16 protein-coding genes are annotated in these 17,079 nt (G+C 61.8%); 7 read left to right on the top strand and 9 right to left on the bottom strand.

What is annotated here, in order from left to right:
- Positions 1 to 41: 41 nt before the first annotated feature.
- The 6 genes from BBG20_RS10585 to BBG20_RS10560 form a co-directional block, all read right to left on the bottom strand.
- Positions 42 to 818, bottom strand: a complete 777-nt coding sequence (locus BBG20_RS10585) for an N-acetylmuramoyl-L-alanine amidase (protein ID WP_065902830.1) — start codon at positions 816 to 818, stop codon at positions 42 to 44.
- An 88-nt stretch (positions 819 to 906) separates the two neighbouring features.
- Positions 907 to 2,940: a GGDEF domain-containing protein gene (locus tag BBG20_RS10580; protein ID WP_065902828.1), complete on the bottom strand. Its 2,034-nt coding sequence runs from the start codon at positions 2,938 to 2,940 to the stop codon at positions 907 to 909.
- Positions 2,937 to 3,815: an endonuclease/exonuclease/phosphatase family protein gene (locus BBG20_RS10575; RefSeq protein ID WP_065902826.1), complete on the bottom strand. Its 879-nt coding sequence runs from the start codon at positions 3,813 to 3,815 to the stop codon at positions 2,937 to 2,939. Before BBG20_RS10575 ends, BBG20_RS10580 begins: the two co-directional genes overlap by 4 nt.
- A gap of 10 nt (positions 3,816 to 3,825) precedes the next feature.
- Positions 3,826 to 4,461 (bottom strand): thiol:disulfide interchange protein DsbA, encoded by a 636-nt coding sequence (dsbA, locus tag BBG20_RS10570; protein ID WP_065902823.1) that lies wholly within the window; start codon positions 4,459 to 4,461, stop codon positions 3,826 to 3,828.
- A gap of 169 nt (positions 4,462 to 4,630) precedes the next feature.
- A complete protein-coding gene (locus BBG20_RS10565; protein WP_065902821.1) occupies positions 4,631 to 5,272 on the bottom strand; it encodes a c-type cytochrome in 642 nt (213 codons plus the stop codon).
- Between the two features lie 33 nt (positions 5,273 to 5,305).
- Positions 5,306 to 5,608 carry a c-type cytochrome gene (locus tag BBG20_RS10560; RefSeq protein WP_065902820.1) on the bottom strand — a complete coding sequence of 101 codons (303 nt, stop codon included), beginning with the start codon at positions 5,606 to 5,608 and terminating at the stop codon, positions 5,306 to 5,308.
- A 192-nt stretch (positions 5,609 to 5,800) separates the two neighbouring features.
- Between BBG20_RS10560 and yihA the strand changes: the two genes are divergently transcribed.
- Positions 5,801 to 6,442 carry a ribosome biogenesis GTP-binding protein YihA/YsxC gene (gene yihA / locus BBG20_RS10555; RefSeq protein ID WP_010207832.1) on the top strand — a complete coding sequence of 214 codons (642 nt, stop codon included), beginning with the start codon at positions 5,801 to 5,803 and terminating at the stop codon, positions 6,440 to 6,442.
- A gap of 269 nt (positions 6,443 to 6,711) precedes the next feature.
- On the opposite strand, the gene polA is transcribed toward yihA, so the two are convergent.
- Positions 6,712 to 9,507, bottom strand: coding sequence for a DNA polymerase I (polA, locus tag BBG20_RS10550; RefSeq protein WP_065902819.1), 2,796 nt, complete (start codon positions 9,505 to 9,507; stop codon positions 6,712 to 6,714).
- Positions 9,508 to 9,581: 74 nt separating this feature from the next.
- Here polA and BBG20_RS10545 point away from each other — a divergent pair, with 74 nt between their 5' ends.
- Both BBG20_RS10545 and BBG20_RS10540 read left to right on the top strand, forming a co-directional pair.
- A complete protein-coding gene (locus tag BBG20_RS10545) occupies positions 9,582 to 9,872 on the top strand; it encodes a DUF2782 domain-containing protein (protein WP_065902818.1) in 291 nt (96 codons plus the stop codon).
- 56 nt (positions 9,873 to 9,928) lie between these two features.
- On the top strand, positions 9,929 to 10,882 hold the full coding sequence (locus BBG20_RS10540; protein WP_065902816.1) for a homoserine kinase: 954 nt from the start codon (positions 9,929 to 9,931) through the stop codon (positions 10,880 to 10,882).
- A 57-nt stretch (positions 10,883 to 10,939) separates the two neighbouring features.
- Here BBG20_RS10540 and BBG20_RS10535 read toward each other — a convergent pair whose 3' ends face one another.
- Positions 10,940 to 11,869, bottom strand: coding sequence for a zinc ABC transporter substrate-binding protein ZnuA (locus tag BBG20_RS10535; RefSeq protein WP_065902814.1), 930 nt, complete (start codon positions 11,867 to 11,869; stop codon positions 10,940 to 10,942).
- A gap of 58 nt (positions 11,870 to 11,927) precedes the next feature.
- Here BBG20_RS10535 and BBG20_RS10530 point away from each other — a divergent pair, with 58 nt between their 5' ends.
- From BBG20_RS10530 to BBG20_RS10515, 4 genes are read left to right on the top strand one after another with little or no spacing between them, the layout of a single operon-like run.
- Positions 11,928 to 12,410: a Fur family transcriptional regulator gene (locus tag BBG20_RS10530; protein WP_065902812.1), complete on the top strand. Its 483-nt coding sequence runs from the start codon at positions 11,928 to 11,930 to the stop codon at positions 12,408 to 12,410.
- Complete coding sequence (gene znuC / locus BBG20_RS10525; RefSeq protein WP_065902810.1) at positions 12,410 to 13,195, top strand: zinc ABC transporter ATP-binding protein ZnuC; 786 nt, start codon at positions 12,410 to 12,412, stop codon at positions 13,193 to 13,195. Before BBG20_RS10530 ends, znuC begins: the two co-directional genes overlap by 1 nt.
- Positions 13,188 to 13,976, top strand: a complete 789-nt coding sequence (gene znuB, locus BBG20_RS10520) for a zinc ABC transporter permease subunit ZnuB (RefSeq protein WP_065902807.1) — start codon at positions 13,188 to 13,190, stop codon at positions 13,974 to 13,976. Before znuC ends, znuB begins: the two co-directional genes overlap by 8 nt.
- Positions 13,977 to 14,013: 37 nt before the next feature.
- The gene (locus BBG20_RS10515; RefSeq protein WP_065902805.1) at positions 14,014 to 14,733 is read left to right on the top strand and encodes a PA5502 family lipoprotein; all 720 of its coding nucleotides are present in this window, start codon (positions 14,014 to 14,016) and stop codon (positions 14,731 to 14,733) included.
- A gap of 101 nt (positions 14,734 to 14,834) precedes the next feature.
- On the opposite strand, the gene katE is transcribed toward BBG20_RS10515, so the two are convergent.
- Entirely contained in the window at positions 14,835 to 16,997 is a 2,163-nt protein-coding gene (gene katE / locus BBG20_RS10510) for a catalase HPII (RefSeq protein WP_264319393.1), read from the bottom strand.
- Between the last annotated feature and the right edge of the window lie 82 nt (positions 16,998 to 17,079).

Genomic DNA, 17,079 nt, shown 5'->3' with positions numbered 1-17,079 from the left:
GCGAACAAGCCCGCTCCCACTTTTTTGAATCGGTTAACACCTTAACTGCGGTTCAAGGCCCGCAGGATCGCAGCACTCTCGGCGTCCGGTGTGCCATCAAACAGCGATGGCCGGAAGTGCATCTGGAATGCCGCGATCACATGCCGCGTGGCGACATCCAGCTCGCCGGTCTGCGGTGTCTGGTAGCCCAGGCGCGCCAGCTCTTCCTGGAACCACGTGACACTCGGCAGATCCGCGGCGTACTGCACCTGGAATCGGGCAACAGCCTGCGCGTCCGGCCAGACCCCCAACCCTTCAGCGGCGAGTCGCTTCCACGGGAACAGCGGACCCGGATCCAGCTTGCGCAGCGGCGCGATGTCGCTGTGGCCAATGATGTTCTTGGGGTCGATGCCATTGCGCTTGCTGATGTCCTTGAGCAACACCACCAGCGATTTCACCTGGTCTTCGGAGTAGGGGTACCACAGGCGACCGGTCGGTGTGTCCTTGTAGCCGGGGTTCACGATTTCAATACCGATTGAACTGGAGTTGAGCCAGGTCCGGCCCATCCACTCGCTTTCCCCGGCATGCCATGCGCGCTGGCTCTCGTCGACCAGCTTGTAGATGGTGGCAGAGGCGTCATCGCCGATCAGGTAATGGCTGCTGACCTGGCCGTGGGTGAGCAGTGCCAGGGAGCGTTCAAGGTTGGTCGAGGTGTAGTGGACAACCACGAACTGCACGCGGTTATCGTGGTTCACCGAGGGGTGAGTGGTGTCCAGGCGCGGGCCACTGGCGCAGCCCGCGAGTAAAAGGAACAAAAAGGCGAAGTACAGGGATTTCATGGCAGAAGGCATTACGCTGAAGACGATAATGCAACAGTGTAACGTACCGTTTGTGGCTCGGCGGTCAAATTACAAAATGGAACATCTTTTACGCCGCCTGCACCTGGTTGCGCCCCGCAGCCTTGGCCCGGTACAACGCCGCATCTGCACGCTTGAGTGCCAGGTCACTGCGCTCGCCCGCCTGGAACTGCGCGACGCCCATGGACACGGTGATCGTTACCGGCTCGCCCTTGAAGTGAAACGGGCACGCCTCAATCGCTGCACGCAACGCATCGCCTGCCGCCACGGCCTCTGCCAATGAGGAGTCCGGCATCAGCAACACAAACTCTTCTCCGCCAAAGCGAGCGATAAAATCGTTCGGCCGCAGGCGCTTGCGCAGCACGTTGGCGATGATCTTCAGCACCTTGTCGCCGGCCAGATGGCCGTAGCCATCGTTGATGCGCTTGAAGTGATCCAGGTCGAGCATCGCCAACGACAGGCTGTTGCCGCGCTGGTGCCAGAGGTTGACCTCCAGATCGAGGCGCTCGCTCCAGGCTGCGCGGTTAGGCAGGCCGGTGAGTGGATCGATCAAGGCCTTCTGGCGTTGCACCTCCAGGTGCTCGCGATAGCCCTGGGCCTCCTGCTCCATATTAGCGACCCGCTCGGCCAGCCCTTTCAAGCGCGCGGCCACTTCCTGCTCGCGCTGGTCGCGTTGCTGCTGGTGCTCGTCCATGGTGCCGAGCAAGCCTTCGAGGTGGCTTTCCAGCACGTGCTTGAGGCTGTCGAGGTCGGCGGCGTCCTGCACACTGCTTTGCAAGCCATCGACCTGTTCGCGAATCTGCGTGTCCAGCTCGCGGGCGGCGGATCGGCTGTCTGCATGCCCGTCGCTGGCGACCTGTAAATGCCCCTGGAAGGCTTCGAGACGCTCGTTGAGCTGCTTGAGGTACGCCTCGAACTCATGCTGGCCGCTGTCGGTGATCGCCAGCATCAGCACGGCCAGATCATCGAGAATCGGTAGCAGTTCGTACCAGTTCAGGCCGTGGGCCAGGCGCTCACGCATGGCTTCGGCCTGGGGCCTGTGGCGCTCGGGCAAGGACAGGTCTTCGAGCAGGCCGAGCAGGGTGTCTTCAATGTGTTTGGCGACGGAGCTGTAGGACGGCTCCGGCGAGTCCGGCAGGGAATAGGCAGCATCCGCTTGCAACTCGTCGGGATCGGGCTCGTCGGGCTCCAGCACAGGCGGCAGCGACAGGCTGCCGATAGTGGTTTCGTCCGGCGCCTCGACCTCATCCGATGGCGCGTCGATAAAGGCCGCGAGGGCACTTTCGGGCGCGGGTTCTTCGCTCTGCGACTCGGGCTGCCTGGGCACTGCGGGCGCGTCAACGGGCGCCGCCTCAGGCGGGGCCTCGAAGGCCAACGTCTCACTGGGCGCCTCGACAACGCTGGCCGGCGCGACGGGTTCAGGGGGCGGGGCAACCGCCTCTTGCGGCTGTGGCGCGAAGGCCCGCAAGGCCTGGGTGAGTTCCTCGGATTGCTCGGGCTCCTGAGCCACGGCGACCGGCTTGGCTGCGACAGGCGGCGGGGCCGGCTCGCTGGCCACCGCTTCGTTGGCCGTCTCCTTGGCGCCGAACAGGCGCTGCAACAACCCGGGACCTGGGCGCGTGGTCTCGCCGTCCGGTTCCAGATTATCCAGCGCCTGCCCTTGCAAGTTGCTCAACTCGCTGAGCAGCAAGGGGATCTCACGGGCCTGGCTGACACGCCCGTCCAACTGCTTGGCGAAGGTCTTCAGCGGGCGTGCGACCTCACGCGGCAGTGGCAGCTTTTGCAACTGCGCGACCAGGGAGGTCAGCGCAGTGCTCATCTGGTCCACCCGGGTTTCGCGGCGCTGCTCGGAATCCAGCACGGCTTTTTCCAGGCGCGGCAGCAAGGCCGCGAGGGCCGCGTCCATGTCATCGCTACGGACAACGTCGCGCATTTCCTTCATGCATTGATCGACCGCACGGTCGGTGCCTTCAGCGGCCAGCGTGCTGCGCACCAGCCCACGGCGCAACAGGTCGAGGCGCGCAGCCCAGCGGCGTTCGAGCTTTTCTTGTTGCTCGATACTCTTCAGGTATTTTTCTTTCCAGCGCTGGGCGTCGTCGCTCATGCAAGGGGTCCGCGAGGGCCGGGGCTCAACGCGGGCAATGCATCAGCCGTGAGCGAACCCGGCAGACGAATCTCTACCGCGACCGGCAGGTGATCGGAGATGGGCTGCGCCAGCACCTTCACGCTTTCCAGCGTGAGGGTCGGGCTGAGCAGGATATGGTCAAGACAGCGTTGCGGGCGCCAGCTGGGGAACGTGGCTTCGGCTTGCGGTGCCAGTAGCCCAAGGTCGCGCAACGGAGAATTCTGCAGCAGGTCGTTGGCATGGGTGTTCATGTCACCCATCAACACCTGGTGTTTGTAATTGCCAATCAACTCGCGGATGTAGGCCAGCTGCATCGTGCGGGTGCGTGCACCCAACGCCAGGTGCATCATCACCACCACCAGGGCCTCAGGTCCTTCGCCAAAACGCACGAGAATCGCCCCGCGCCCCTTGGGGCCCGGCAGCGGATGATCTTCGATGGCGGATGGTTTCAAGCGACTGAGCACGCCATTGCTGTGCTGCGCCAGGCGCCCCAGGTTGCGGTTGAGTTGCTGATACCAGTAGGGGAAGGCACCGAGCTGGGCCAGGTGCTCGACCTGGTTGATGTAGCCGGAGCGCATGCTGCCACCGTCGGCTTCCTGCAGGGCAACCAGGTCGAAGTCATGCAACAGGTTGCCGATCTTCTGCAGGTTGCCGGCACGCCCATTGTGCGGCAGCAGGTGCTGCCAGCCACGGGTCAGGTAGTGCCGGTATTTCTCGGTACTGATCCCCACCTGGATATTGAAGCTGAGCAGGCGCAAGCGGCTGTCTGCCGGCAGGCCTGTGGATTCCAGGTGATGTTCGTTGACCTGCGGGTCATGCAGGCCAACAACGCGTTCGGTACCCCAGCGGCGCATGGCGGGCCCCTTACTTGGCTGCGCGCTCTTTGGCGATCAGCTGGTCGGCAACGTTGAGGGTCTGTTCAGGACCACCGGTAGTGCCCAGGTCGAAACGGTATTTGCCGTTGACGATCATGGTCGGTACGCCTTGCACACCATACTTCTGCGCGAGTTCCTTGGCCTGCTTGATCTGGCCCTGGATGGCGAAGGAGTTGAAGGTGGCGAGGAACTTGTCCTTGTCGACACCCTGGGTGGCAACGAAGTCAGCCATTTCGTCCGGCTTGGTCAGGCGCTTGCCTTGTTTCTGGATCGCGTCGAATACCGCGTTATGCACCTTGTGCTCGACACCCATGGCTTCCAGGGTCAGGAACAGTTGGCCGTGGGCATCCCATGGGCCGCCGAACATGGCAGGGATACGCTTGAAGTTCACGTCCTTAGGCAGCTTCTCAACCCATGGGTTGATGGTCGGTTCAAAGGCGTAGCAATGCGGGCAGCCGTACCAGAACAGCTCCACCACTTCGATCTTGCCGGGTACCGATACGGGTACAGGGTTGGCCAATTCAACGTAGGTTTTACCGGCTTCAAGCGGCACGTCGGCAGCTTGTGCGGTCATGCCGAAGAGGCTGGCAGTGACGAGAGCGACGCTGAGGATCAGATTACGCATGCTTTACTCCTGGACAAATAAAGTCGCCTCACGCGACCTTTGTTGTGACAGGTCTACGCGGGCATGAGTTCGTTAGTGTAACGGCACCGGCCACAAAAAAGGGCGGCCTGGGCCACCCTTTTTATGCTTGCATCACGGGATTAATCGAGTGTTAACGTTGCCAGGCTGATCAGTGCAGACCCTGAATGTAGCTGGACAGCGCTTCGATATCTTTGTCCGAGAGCTTGGCCGCGATGTCGGTCATCATTTTGTTGCCGGCATCGCCGTCGATGTAGCGCACTTTTTCGCGGAAATCCTTCAGCTGCTTGGCCGTGTATTGAGCATGCTGGCCACTCAGGTGAGGAAAGCCTGCAGCGGCGAGGCCGCCGCCGTCCGGAATGTGGCACGCCTTGCAGGCGGGCATGCCGCCGATGGGCTGGTCTTCAGCGAGCTTGCCGCCGCGAAACAATGCTTGGCCTTTTTCGACCAGTTTCGGATCGGCAGCTCCCACACTGCCTTTCTGGCTGGCAAAATACGCCGCGATGTCTGCCAGGTCCTGGTCGCTGAGGTTGGTCAGCAAGCCGGTCATTTCCAGTACCGTGCGCTTGCCATCCTTGATGTCGTGCATCTGCTTGGTCAGGTAACGTTCGCCCTGGCCGGCCAGTTTGGGGAAGTTCGGAGCCGGGCTGTTACCGTCCGGTCCATGGCAGGCACCACACACGGCAGCTTTCGCTTGGCCGGCAGTGGCGTCACCTTTAAGGGGGCCCTCTGCAGCAAAGGCAACACCGGTGACGCCCAAGGTCAACAGCAGACTCACGATCAGTTTGTTCATCAGCTAATCCAACTACGGCTAAGGGTTTAAGAGTTATCTACCGGGTTTACTCACCATCAACTCAATGACGGCCTGGTAATCCTCAGTACTGCAGTCCATGCACAAACCACGCGGCGGCATTGCCTTGAAACCCTGGTCTACGTGCTGCACCAGCGTGTCCATGCCCTGCGCCAGTCTTGGCGCCCAGGCTGCCTGGTCACCCCGCTTGGGGGCGTTCGGCAGCTGGCCGGCATGGCAAGCCACGCAAACTCGGTTGTACACCGCTTCCGGATCCTGTGTAGCCTGAGCGCCGAAAAGCGGAATCAGGACACCGAAAGCGAGCAACCATCTGGTCATACATCGACCTTTTCAGGGTTTGAGAGCGTTTTGCGTTCTAATGCGCAATGAAGGTCTTTCGCTCCCGTGAACTTCATCCTTCGCTGGGACAAAGCACACACAAAATCTGCGGCATTATATACTGGCGCTACTGAAACGGAAACGACACCGCTTGCCGCACCCTTTCTCGGCACCGCCCACATCGGAAATCTCATGCAACTCAAGAACCCCATCCTCGGCCTGTGCCAACAGTCCACCTTCATGCTCAGCGCCGCCAAAGTTGACCAATGCCCCGATGACGAAGGTTTTGAAGTCGCCTTTGCCGGTCGTTCCAACGCCGGCAAATCCAGCGCCCTGAACACCCTGACCCATGCCAGCCTGGCGCGCACCTCGAAAACCCCGGGCCGCACGCAGCTGCTCAATTTCTTCAAGCTAGACGATGATCGGCGTCTGGTCGACCTGCCGGGCTACGGTTACGCAAAAGTACCTATCCCGCTGAAGCTGCACTGGCAGCGTCACCTGGAGGCTTACCTGGGTGGCCGGGAGAGTTTGAAAGGCCTGATCCTGATGATGGACATCCGTCATCCAATGACCGACTTCGATTTGCTGATGCTCGATTGGGCCGTCGCCAGCGGCATGCCGATGCACATCCTGCTGACCAAGGCCGACAAGCTCACCTATGGCGCAGCCAAGAACACGCTGCTCAAGGTGCAGTCCGAAATCCGTAAGGGTTGGGGCGATGCGATCACCATCCAGCTGTTCTCGGCGCCAAAGCGCATGGGCCTCGAAGAGGCTTACACCGTGCTGGCGGGCTGGATGGAATTGGCTGACAAGGGCGCGGAACTCGCGGAATAACTTTTCTGCGGGCAAAAAAAACCCCGGACTTCGTATGGGGAGGGGAAGTTCGGGGTTCAAGTTCCGGACCGCTAGGGCGGGGTCCAGATATCTGCCAACACTTAACACAACATAGGAGCATTGAAGGGCTTCACCACCCATTCAGTAACTCTGAGTTGCATTTCATGGGTTAAGTTCCGGCACGTTCAAAAAACTATTGGTAATAACCCACGGCGTTTTCTGGATTAAAGCACTCTGCCACCACCTAGGGTGGCGGCAAAGGCCCGGAATCAGTGGGCCTCGTCCCAGTTGTCGCCCACGCCTACGTCCACTACCAACGGCACATCCAATTGCGCCGCCGCGCTCATGTACTCGCGGATCTTCTCGCTGACGGCTGCTACCAGGTCCTCACGCACCTCCAGCACCAATTCATCGTGCACCTGCAGGATGACCTTGGCATCCAGGCCCGATTCGGTCAGCCAGTTATCCACCAGCACCATGGCCTTCTTGATGATGTCTGCCGCCGTGCCCTGCATCGGCGCGTTGATCGCCGTGCGTTCGGCGGCCGCGCGCTCCTGGGGCTTGTTGGAATTGATATCCGGCAGGTACAGCCGGCGACCGAAGAAGGTTTCCACGTAGCCCTGGTCGGCAGCCTGGGCACGCGTGCGCTCCATGTACTCGCGCACGCCCGGATAGCGGGCAAAGTAAACATCGATATAGGCCTTGGCGGTCTTGGTGTCGACGCCGATGTCCTTGCCGAGCTTCTGCGCGCCCATGCCGTAGATCAGGCCGAAGTTGATCGCCTTGGCACTGCGACGCTGGTTGGACGTGACCTGTGCCAATTCAACCTTGAACACTTCAGCCGCCGTCGCAGTGTGCACGTCCAGGTCGTTGCGGAACGCATTCATCAGCCCCTCGTCCTTGGACAGGTGCGCCATGATCCGCAGCTCGATCTGCGAATAGTCCGCCGCCAGCAGTTTGTAGCCCTTGGGCGCGACAAACGCCTGGCGGATCCGCCGTCCTTCGGCGGTGCGCACGGGGATGTTCTGCAGGTTCGGGTCGCTGGACGACAAGCGCCCGGTCGCGGCCACGGCCTGATGATAAGACGTGTGAATGCGCCCGGTACGCGGGTTGATCTGCTCTGGCAGACGATCGGTGTAGGTGCTTTTCAGCTTGCTCATGCTGCGGTACTGCATCAGGACCTTGGGCAACAGGAAGTCATCTTCGGCCAACTTGGCCAACACTTCTTCAGCCGTGGACGCCTGGCCCTTGCCGGTCTTCTTCAGCACCGGCAGGCCGAGTTTCTCGTAGAGAATCGCGCCGAGCTGCTTGGGCGACCCCAGGTTGAACGCCTCACCGGCAATCTCGAACGCCTGGCGTTCCAGCTCGACCATCTTGTCGCCCAGTTCAATGCTCTGGATGCCCAGCAGATCCTTGTCCACCAGCGCGCCCTGGCGCTCGATACGCGCCAGCACCGGCACCAACGGGATTTCGATATCCGTCAGCACACTGGCCAGGCTCGGGATGGCCGCCAGTTGCGCGTGCAGGGCCTGATGCAAGCGCAGCGTCACGTCGGCGTCTTCGGCGGCATAAGGGCCCGCCTGCTCCAGCGGGATCTGGTCGAAGGTCAACTGCTTGGCGCCCTTGCCGGCGATGTCCTGGAAGCTGACGGTGTCGTAGTCCAGGTACTTCTTCGCCAGGCTGTCCATGTCGTGCCGGGTCGCGGTGGAGTTCAGCACGTAGGACTCAAGCATGGTGTCGAAGGCAATACCTCGCACGGTAATGCCCTGGGCAGGGTCGCCGCCGATGGCGCAGTTGGCCAGGATGTTCATGTCGAATTTAGCGTGCTGGCCGACCTTGAGCTTGGTCGGGTCCTCCAGCAGTGGCTTCAACGCCACCAACACGGTGTCGCGGTCCAGCTGCTGCGGCGCACCGATGTAGGAATGCGTCAGCGGGATGTAGGCAGCTTCGTGAGGCTCTACAGCGAAGGATACCCCGACCAGCTGCGCTTGCTGGGCATCGATCCCGGTGGTCTCGGTGTCGAACGCGAACAATTTTGCAGCATTGAGCTTCTTCAGCCAGGTGTCGAAGGTCGCCTGGTCGAGGATCGTGGTGTAGTTCGTTTCGACGGGCGTCGCAGGCATCGCTTCGAGAAGATCAGCGGCGGCAGGCACCACGTCGGCGGAAGCCTTGAGTTCGACGCGCTTGGCATCGCGCTGAATCTCGTCGATCCAGCTCTTGAACTCCAGCAGGGTGTACAGCTCCAGCAGTTTTTCGCGATCCGGCTCGATCAGGTGCAAATCATCCAGGCCCACGTCCAGCGGCACATCGACCTTGATCGTTGCCAGTTGATAGGACAGGAACGCCATCTCCCGGTGCTCCTCGAGCTTGGCCGGCAACGTCTTGGCGCCACGGATCGGCAGGGTCGGCACGATATCCAGCTGCTCATACAGCTCTTTGAGGCCGCCATTCACGCCTACCAACAGGCCGGAAGCGGTCTTCGGACCAATGCCCGGGACGCCCGGAATGTTGTCGGACGAATCGCCCATCAACGCCAGATAGTCGATGATCTGCTCCGGAGCGACGCCGAATTTCTCCTTTACGCCCTCGATGTCCATCGAACTACCGGTCATGGTGTTGACCAAGGTAATGTGCCCGTCCACCAGCTGGGCCATGTCCTTGTCACCGGTAGAAATCACCACCGGGCGGCTGGCGGCCGCGCTGCTGCGGGCCAACGTGCCGATCACGTCATCGGCCTCGACGCCTTCGACGCACAGCAACGGGAAGCCCAGCGCGATCACGCTCTGGTGCAGAGGCTCGATTTGCAGGCGCATGTCATCGGGCATGCTCGGGCGGTTGGCCTTGTATTCGGCGTACATCTCATCGCGAAAGGTCCCCCCCTTGGCGTCGAACACCACCGCGAACGGGCTGTCCGGGTACTGCTTGCGCAGGCTTTTGAGCATGTTCAACACGCCCTTGACCGCACCGGTCGGCAGGCCTTTGGAGGTGGTCAGCGGTGGAAGCGCGTGGAAGGCGCGGTACAGATAAGAAGAACCGTCCACCAGGACGAGGGGGGCTTGGCTCATGAGCAGGATCAACCTTTTCGGCGGGTCAGGCGCTAGAATAGCCGGACCAATGACGACAAAGGGACAAGGTTATCATGCGTACATTCAATCGCCTGCTGTTGACTGGCTTGATTGCACTCGCTCCGATGGCTGCCATGGCGGCAGACAGCGCCCCTTCGGGGGATCCGGACGTTACCATTCGCACGGAAGGCGACCGGACTATCCAGGAGTACCGCCAAAACGGTTTCCTGTACGCAATCAAGGTGACCGTAAAGGGTGCGCCACCGTACTTCCTGGTGCGCGCGGACGGAACCGACGCGAACTTCATCCGCTCTGACCAGCCGGATATGCTGATCCCGTCATGGAAGATCTTCGAATGGAAATGATTTCTTAACTTAAATTGGCGCCGCGCACTGCGGCGCCCGTACTGGCAGTTTTAACCATGTCTGTGTTCACCCCCCTGGCTCGGCCCGAGCTGGAAACCTTTCTCGCCCCTTACGGGCTCGGCCGCCTGCTTGACTTCCAGGGGATTGCCGCTGGTAGCGAAAACACCAATTTCTTTATCAGCCTGGAACAGGGCGAATTCGTCCTGACCCTGGTTGAACGCGGCCCCGTCGCAGAAATGCCATTCTTCATCGAGCTGCTCGACGTGCTCCACGACGCCGACCTGCCGGTGCCTTACGCCTTGCGCACCACCGACGGCGTCGCGTTGCGCGAGCTGAAAGGCAAACCGGCGCTGTTACAACCGCGCCTGGCCGGCAAGCACATCAAGGACGCCAATGCGCAGCACTGCGCCCAGGTCGGTGACCTGCTGGGCCACCTGCACCTGGCGACGCAGGGCGAGAAGGTGCTGGAGCGCAAGACCGATCGCGGGCTGGACTGGATGCTCAGCGAAGGTGCGCAGCTGATTTCGCACTTGAACGACGCACAACAGCAGTTGCTGCAAGCGGCATTGACCGAGATCGAAGCCCACAAGGCCGACATCCTTGCCCTGCCGCGCGCCAACGTTCACGCCGACCTGTTCCGCGACAATGCGATGTTCGAAGGCACGCACCTGACCGGCCTGATCGACTTCTACAACGCCTGCTCGGGCCCGATGCTGTACGACGTGGCGATCGCGCTGAATGACTGGTGTTCGGACGTGGACGGCGTGATCGATGGGCAACGTGCGCGCGCACTGCTGGGCGCCTATGCGGGCCTGCGACCGTTCACGGCCAAGGAAGCGGAGCTGTGGCCGACCATGCTGCGGGTAGCGTGTGTACGCTTCTGGCTGTCCCGCCTGATCGCCGCTGAGTCGTTCGCAGGCCAAGATGTGCTGATCCACGACCCGGCGGAGTTCGAGCACCGGCTGGCGCAGCGTCAGCAGGTCACCGTTCACCTGCCGTTCGCGCTTTAAAGATCTACTCGGTCACTGTGGGAGCAAGCCAGCTCCCACAGGAGATCGGTGCAGCGGTCAGAGCGACTCCAGGCACCCCGCCAAGTCATTCCCCAACTTCTCCAGCACCTGCTCGTAACCCTGGGCGGTAGCCGGCGTGTAACCACCCAGCGCATCCAACTCCGCCAGCTTCACCGGCAGGCCGGCGACCAGCGTTTCAGCCAGTCGCGGACGCAACGGCGGCTCACTGAACACGCACGTCTTGCCCACTTCCTGCAGGCGCGTGCGCATCGCCGCCACATGCTGGGCACCCGGCTGAACCTCGGCGGCCACGCTGAACACGCCGGCATGCTTGAGACCGTAGGCCTCTTCGAAATAATCAAAGGCTTCGTGGAACACAAAGTAAGGCTTGTTGCCGATTGGCGCCAGGCGGGCTTTCAAGCGCGCGTCCAGGGCGTCCAGGCGCTCGTCGAAGGCCTTCACGTTGCTCTGGTAACGCGCGGCATTTTCCGGATCGGCGGCACTGAGGTCAGTCGCCATGCGCGCGGCGATCACCCGTGCGTTGACCGTCGACAGCCACAGGTGGGCATCCAGGCTGCCTGGACGGTGATCGTGGTCATGTTCGTCGGCATCGTCGGCGTGCGAATGGCTATCTTCGGCGAAACGGCGCAGTTTCATGCCCGGCAGGTCTTGTACCGCGACCGTCGGCGCCGTACGACCTTTGAGCACGCGGGGCAGGAAACTCTCCATATCCGGACCAATCCAGTAGAGCAGGTCCACCGACTGCACGCGCCGTACGTCGGATGGGCGCAAGGCATAGTTATGCGGCGAGGCACCCGGCGGCAACAGCACCTCCGGAATCGCCACGCCGTCCTGCACAGCCGCGGCAATCAGCTGCAACGGCTTGATGCTGGTCAGCACCTTGACCTCGGCCTGAGCGGTAGCGGTAATGAACAAACTGGTGACAAATACGACAAAAACGGGAAAAAGTCGGGACACGATGACCACTCAATGACGTAGGAACGGGTAACATAATAACGTCTCTATCAAATATCTGTCGCCGCTCATGCCTAAAACACCGCTTGCCAGCCGTCCCCACGACCACTCTCACTGCGTGCACACCGCGCTGTCGGAGGCCGATACCCTGTGCACACAGAAGGGCCTGCGCCTGACTGCCTTGCGTCGCCGGGTGCTGGAGCTGGTGTGGCAAAGCCACAAGCCGCTGGGTGCCTACGACATCCTTGGCGTGCTCAGCGAGCAGGACGGTCGCCGCGCGGCGCCGCCTACCGTGTACCGCGCGCTGGATTTCCTGCTGGAAAACGGCCTGGTGCACCGCATCGCCTCGCTCAACGCCTTTGTTGGCTGCAATCACCCGGAACACGCGCATCAGGGCCAATTCCTGATCTGCCGCGAATGCCACGCCGCCATCGAACTTGAACAAAAAAGCATCAGCGACGCCATCATCAAGAGCTCCGCCGACGTCGGCTTCCAGGTCGAAGGGCAGACGGTCGAAGTGGTCGGTCTCTGCTCGGGCTGCCAGGGGGCTTGATGAGCAACGCGTTAATCCGCCTGGAGCAGGTTGGGGTCACGTTCGCCGGGCAAAACGTGCTGGATAACATCGCGCTGAGTGTGGAACCAGGACAGATCGTCACGCTGATCGGCCCGAATGGCGCCGGCAAGACCACCCTGGTGCGCGCCGTGCTCGGCCTGCTCAAGCCCGACACCGGCAGCGTGTGGCGCAAGCCCAAGCTGCGCGTCGGCTACATGCCGCAAAAACTGCACGTGGACCCGACCTTGCCGCTGTCGGTCCTGCGCTTTCTGCGCCTGGTCCCCGGCGTGGATCGCACTCGCGCCCAGGCCGCGCTCAAGGAAGTCGGCGCCGAACAAGTCATCGACAGCCCCGTGCAGAGCATCTCCGGTGGCGAGATGCAGCGCGTGCTGCTGGCCCGCGCCCTGCTGCGCGAGCCGGAACTGCTGGTACTCGATGAGCCCGTGCAAGGCGTCGACGTGGCCGGCCAGGCCGAGCTGTACAGCCTGATCACCCGCCTGCGCGACCGCCATGGCTGCGGCGTGCTGATGGTCTCCCACGACCTGCACCTGGTAATGAGCACCACCGACCAGGTGGTGTGCCTGAATCGCCACGTCTGCTGCTCAGGTCACCCGGAACAGGTCAGCGGCGACCCGGCGTTCGTCGAGTTGTTCGGCAAGAATGCCCAGAGCCTGGCGATCTACCACCACCATCACGACCACGCCCATGACCTGCATGGCGCCGTGGTCGACGACCCCACCGCACCTCACACCCACGTTCACGGAGATAGCTGCAAGCATGGCTGATTTTCTGCTCTACGCCCTGCTGGCAGGCTTGGCTTTGGCGCTGGTGGCGGGCCCGCTGGGCTCGTTCGTGGTCTGGCGACGCATGGCCTATTTCGGCGACACCCTGTCCCACGCCGCGCTGCTGGGGGTGGCCATGGGCTTTTTGCTGGATGTGAGCCCGACCATCGCCGTGACCGTAGGCTGCCTGCTGCTGGCGGTGCTGCTGGTGACCCTGCAGCAGCGCCAGCCGCTGGCCTCCGACACGCTGCTGGGCATCCTGGCGCCCAGCACACTGTCGCTGGGGCTGGTGGTGCTCAGCTTCATGCATGAAGTGCGCATCGACCTGATGGCCTACCTGTTCGGTGATCTGCTGGCGATCAGCCCGACCGACCTTGCCTGGATCCTCGGCGGCAGCGCCGTCGTGCTGGTGTTGCTGGTCGCCCTGTGGCGTCCGCTGCTGGCGATCACCGTGCATGAAGAGCTGGCCACGGTGGAAGGGCTGCCCGTGCCGACCCTGCGCATGGCGCTGATGTTGTTGATCGCCGTGGTGATTGCTGTCGCGATGAAGATTGTCGGCGTATTGTTGATCACATCGCTGCTGATCATCCCAGCCGCCGCCGCCCAGCGCCACGCCCGCTCACCCGAGCAGATGGCCATCGGCGCCAGCCTGCTGGGGATGCTCGCCGTGTGTGGGGGCCTGGCGTTGTCCTGGTTCAAGGACACGCCGGCCGGGCCGTCAATTGTGGTCACGGCCGCCGCCCTGTTTCTGCTGAGTTTTGTCCTGCCCCGTCGAGGGGTGTAGACTTGCTCGCTTTTTGCGCAAATAGAGAGTCGCAGGAATGAAGCTGTTCACCTCCCGTTATCTGCTCCTTGCCGCATTTTCCCTGCTGCTGGGCGCCTGTCAAAGCACACCGCCCGCCGCCCCAGAGGCCCCGGACGCGCGCGCTGCGGCCATCGCACAGCTGGAGCAAAACCTGGCCAGCAGTGAGCTGGCCACCGCCGAAGACCAATTGGCCGCGTTGCAGGCCCAGTCGCCCAACGACCCGGCCCTGGAGACTTACCAACGTCAGCTGGCCGAGGCCTACCTGCAGCGCAGCCAGATCGTGCTGCAAAAAGGTGACGTCAACGCCGCCGCCACTGCCTTGAGCCGTGCCCGTGCGCTGATGCCCAAGGCGCCGGCCCTGACCGGCGGCGTCAACAGCGCCATCACCCATGCGCGCAAAGCCGAGTTGGACAAGGCCGAGGCCGCCCTCAAGGCCGCCGAAGCCAAGCCTGCCGCCAAGGTCATCGACCCGGCCGCGCAAAGCACCACCGTGGCGCTGAACCTCACCGACATTGAAGCGCTGCGCCATCAACTCGATGCCATCGCTACCGACGTGGTGAATTACCAGTGCGACGTGAGCATCCAGGCGCCGCGCACGCAGGATTACCCGTGGTTGGCCACGTTGCTGACCAAACGGGTGAAGCGAATTGATTCGGGGTATGACCTGAAGATCCACCGGCAGATTCTGAAGAATATTCCGGCGCAGGTTGTGCTGATTCCGCGCAAGGCGCAATAAAAGCATCGCAGGCAAGCCAGCCCCCACATTTGAATGTATTCACAATTCAAAATGTGGGAGCTGGCTTGCCTGCGATAGCGGTCTAACGGTCAATCAAGCGTTTAAGCCGGAATCGCCTTGGCCTTCGGCTCGCGATCCCAAACCCGGTGCTGCGCAATCGCCGCAAAGAAGGCCTTGAACGCTTTCGCATCCGACCCCACGATCAAGCCCGCATCCGCCTCCAGCTTCAGCAGATCCAGCAATGGCTTGGCGTCATTGGCGACCGTGATCGCCTTCAGGTGCTTGTACGCCTCCAACAGGAAGTGCAGCGCCACACCGTCGCCGCTCAATGCCTGCACCGACTTGGCACCCCCTGGCACAAACACCGCGTCAAACGCGATGGACGGCATGCCTTCCATCGACGCATCGACCTTCAAGCTCTTGCCATCGGCGGTTGTCACCGGTGCCGAAGTCGGCCCCAGCAACTTGGCGTGGGCACCCTCGGCTTCCAACGCCTTCTTCAACGCGGCAATCGCCACGCCATCCACGCCGTTGGCGGCCAGAATCGCGACTTTGCGCGTCTTGATATCGCCCGACAGCAGGTTCACCTGGCTCAACGCCGGCGACTCCTTCAAAGACGACTTGCGTGGCGGCACGGTGCCTTTGGTCGGCGCCGGCAGACCCAGGTTCTGCGCAACGCGCTTGGCCAGTTCCAGATCGATGTTGGCCAGGATCTCGTTCACCTGACGGGCACGGATGAACTCGCGCTCAACCTTGCCCAATTCGAAGCTGTAGGCCGCAATGATGTGCTCTTTCTCGTGGTGGCTCATGCTGTGGAAAAACAGCGTGGCCTGGGAGAAGTGATCGCCGAACGACTCACTGCGCTCACGCACTTTGTTGGCATCGACGCGCTCGTAATAGGTCTCGAACCCACCATCCTGGGCGGCAGGAGGGGTTTCCTTCGGCCAACCGCCGTCGATGGAATTGGGCTCGTAGGCCGCGCGACCTTTGTCGATCACCGTGCGGTGCTGGGCGTCGCGCTGACCGTTGTGGAAAGGCACCACCGGCCTATTGATCGGCAACTCATGAAAGTTCGGGCCACCGAGACGGCTGATCTGCGTATCCGTGTAGGAAAACAGACGACCTTGCAGCAACGGGTCGTTGGTGAAGTCGATACCCGGCACGATATGGCCCGGGCAGAACGCAACCTGCTCGACTTCGGCGAAGAAGTTGTCCGGGTTGCGGTTAAGCACCATCTTGCCCAACGGCGTAATCGGCACCAGCTCTTCGGGGATGATCTTGGTCGGATCGAGCAGGTCGAAGTCGAACTTGTGCTCGTCCTCTTCGGCGACGATCTGCACGCCCAATTCCCACTCAGGGTAGTCGCCGCTTTCAATCGCTTCCCACAGGTCGCGACGGTGGTAATCGGTATCTTTACCGGCAAGCTTTTGCGCTTCGTCCCACACCAGGGAGCAAGTGCCGACTTTTGGATGCCAGTGGAATTTCACGAAACTCGACTTACCTTCGGTGTTGATCAGCCGGAAGGTGTGAATGCCGAACCCCTGCATTGCGCGCAGGCTTTTTGGAATGGCGCGGTCGGACATTGCCCACAGCACCATATGCGCCGATTCCGGCTGCAGCGAGACAAAGTCCCAGAACGTATCGTGGGCCGAGCCGCCGGTAGGAATTTCATTGTGCGGTTCAGGTTTTACCGCGTGGACGAAGTCGGGAAACTTGATCGCGTCCTGAATGAAAAAGACCGGCATGTTGTTGCCCACCAGGTCGAAGTTGCCTTCGTCGGTGAAGAACTTCACTGCAAAACCGCGCACGTCGCGCACCGTATCGCCGGAACCACGCGGGCCCTGCACGGTGGAGAAGCGCACAAACACCGGGGTTTTATGCTCGGGGTTGCGCAGGAAGCCGGCCTTGCTCAGCGCCGAATGGTTTTCATAGGTCTGGAAATAACCATGCGCGCCAGTACCGCGGGCATGCACGATGCGCTCCGGGATGCGTTCATGGTCAAAGTGCGTGATTTTTTCACGCATGATGAAGTCTTCCAGCAGCGACGGGCCACGGGAGCCGACTTTCAGGGTGTTCTGGTTGTCGGAAATCTTCACGCCTTGGTTGGTACGCAGGGCCTGGCCGGTCGCATCGGAGCGGAATTCCTCCAGGGCCTGCAGCTTGGCGTTGGTGTTGCCACGGTCCAGGGTATCGGTGCCGGCAAGTTCACTCTTCGGCGGGGTGGCTGGCTTCTTGGTACTCATCAGACAAAACTCCTTATTCAAAGTGGCCAGAGCGGTCCCCGGCTCGTTTGAGCAAAACCCCAGGCACGGCACCTGGGAAATCGAGTTGCTTAAGTAGTGACTG

This window comes from Pseudomonas aylmerensis (genome assembly GCF_001702265.1).
Classification (GTDB): Bacteria; Pseudomonadota; Gammaproteobacteria; order Pseudomonadales; family Pseudomonadaceae; genus Aquipseudomonas; species Aquipseudomonas aylmerensis.
Note: the sequence above shows the minus strand (reverse complement) of the source record. Positions and strands in the feature narration are given on the sequence as shown.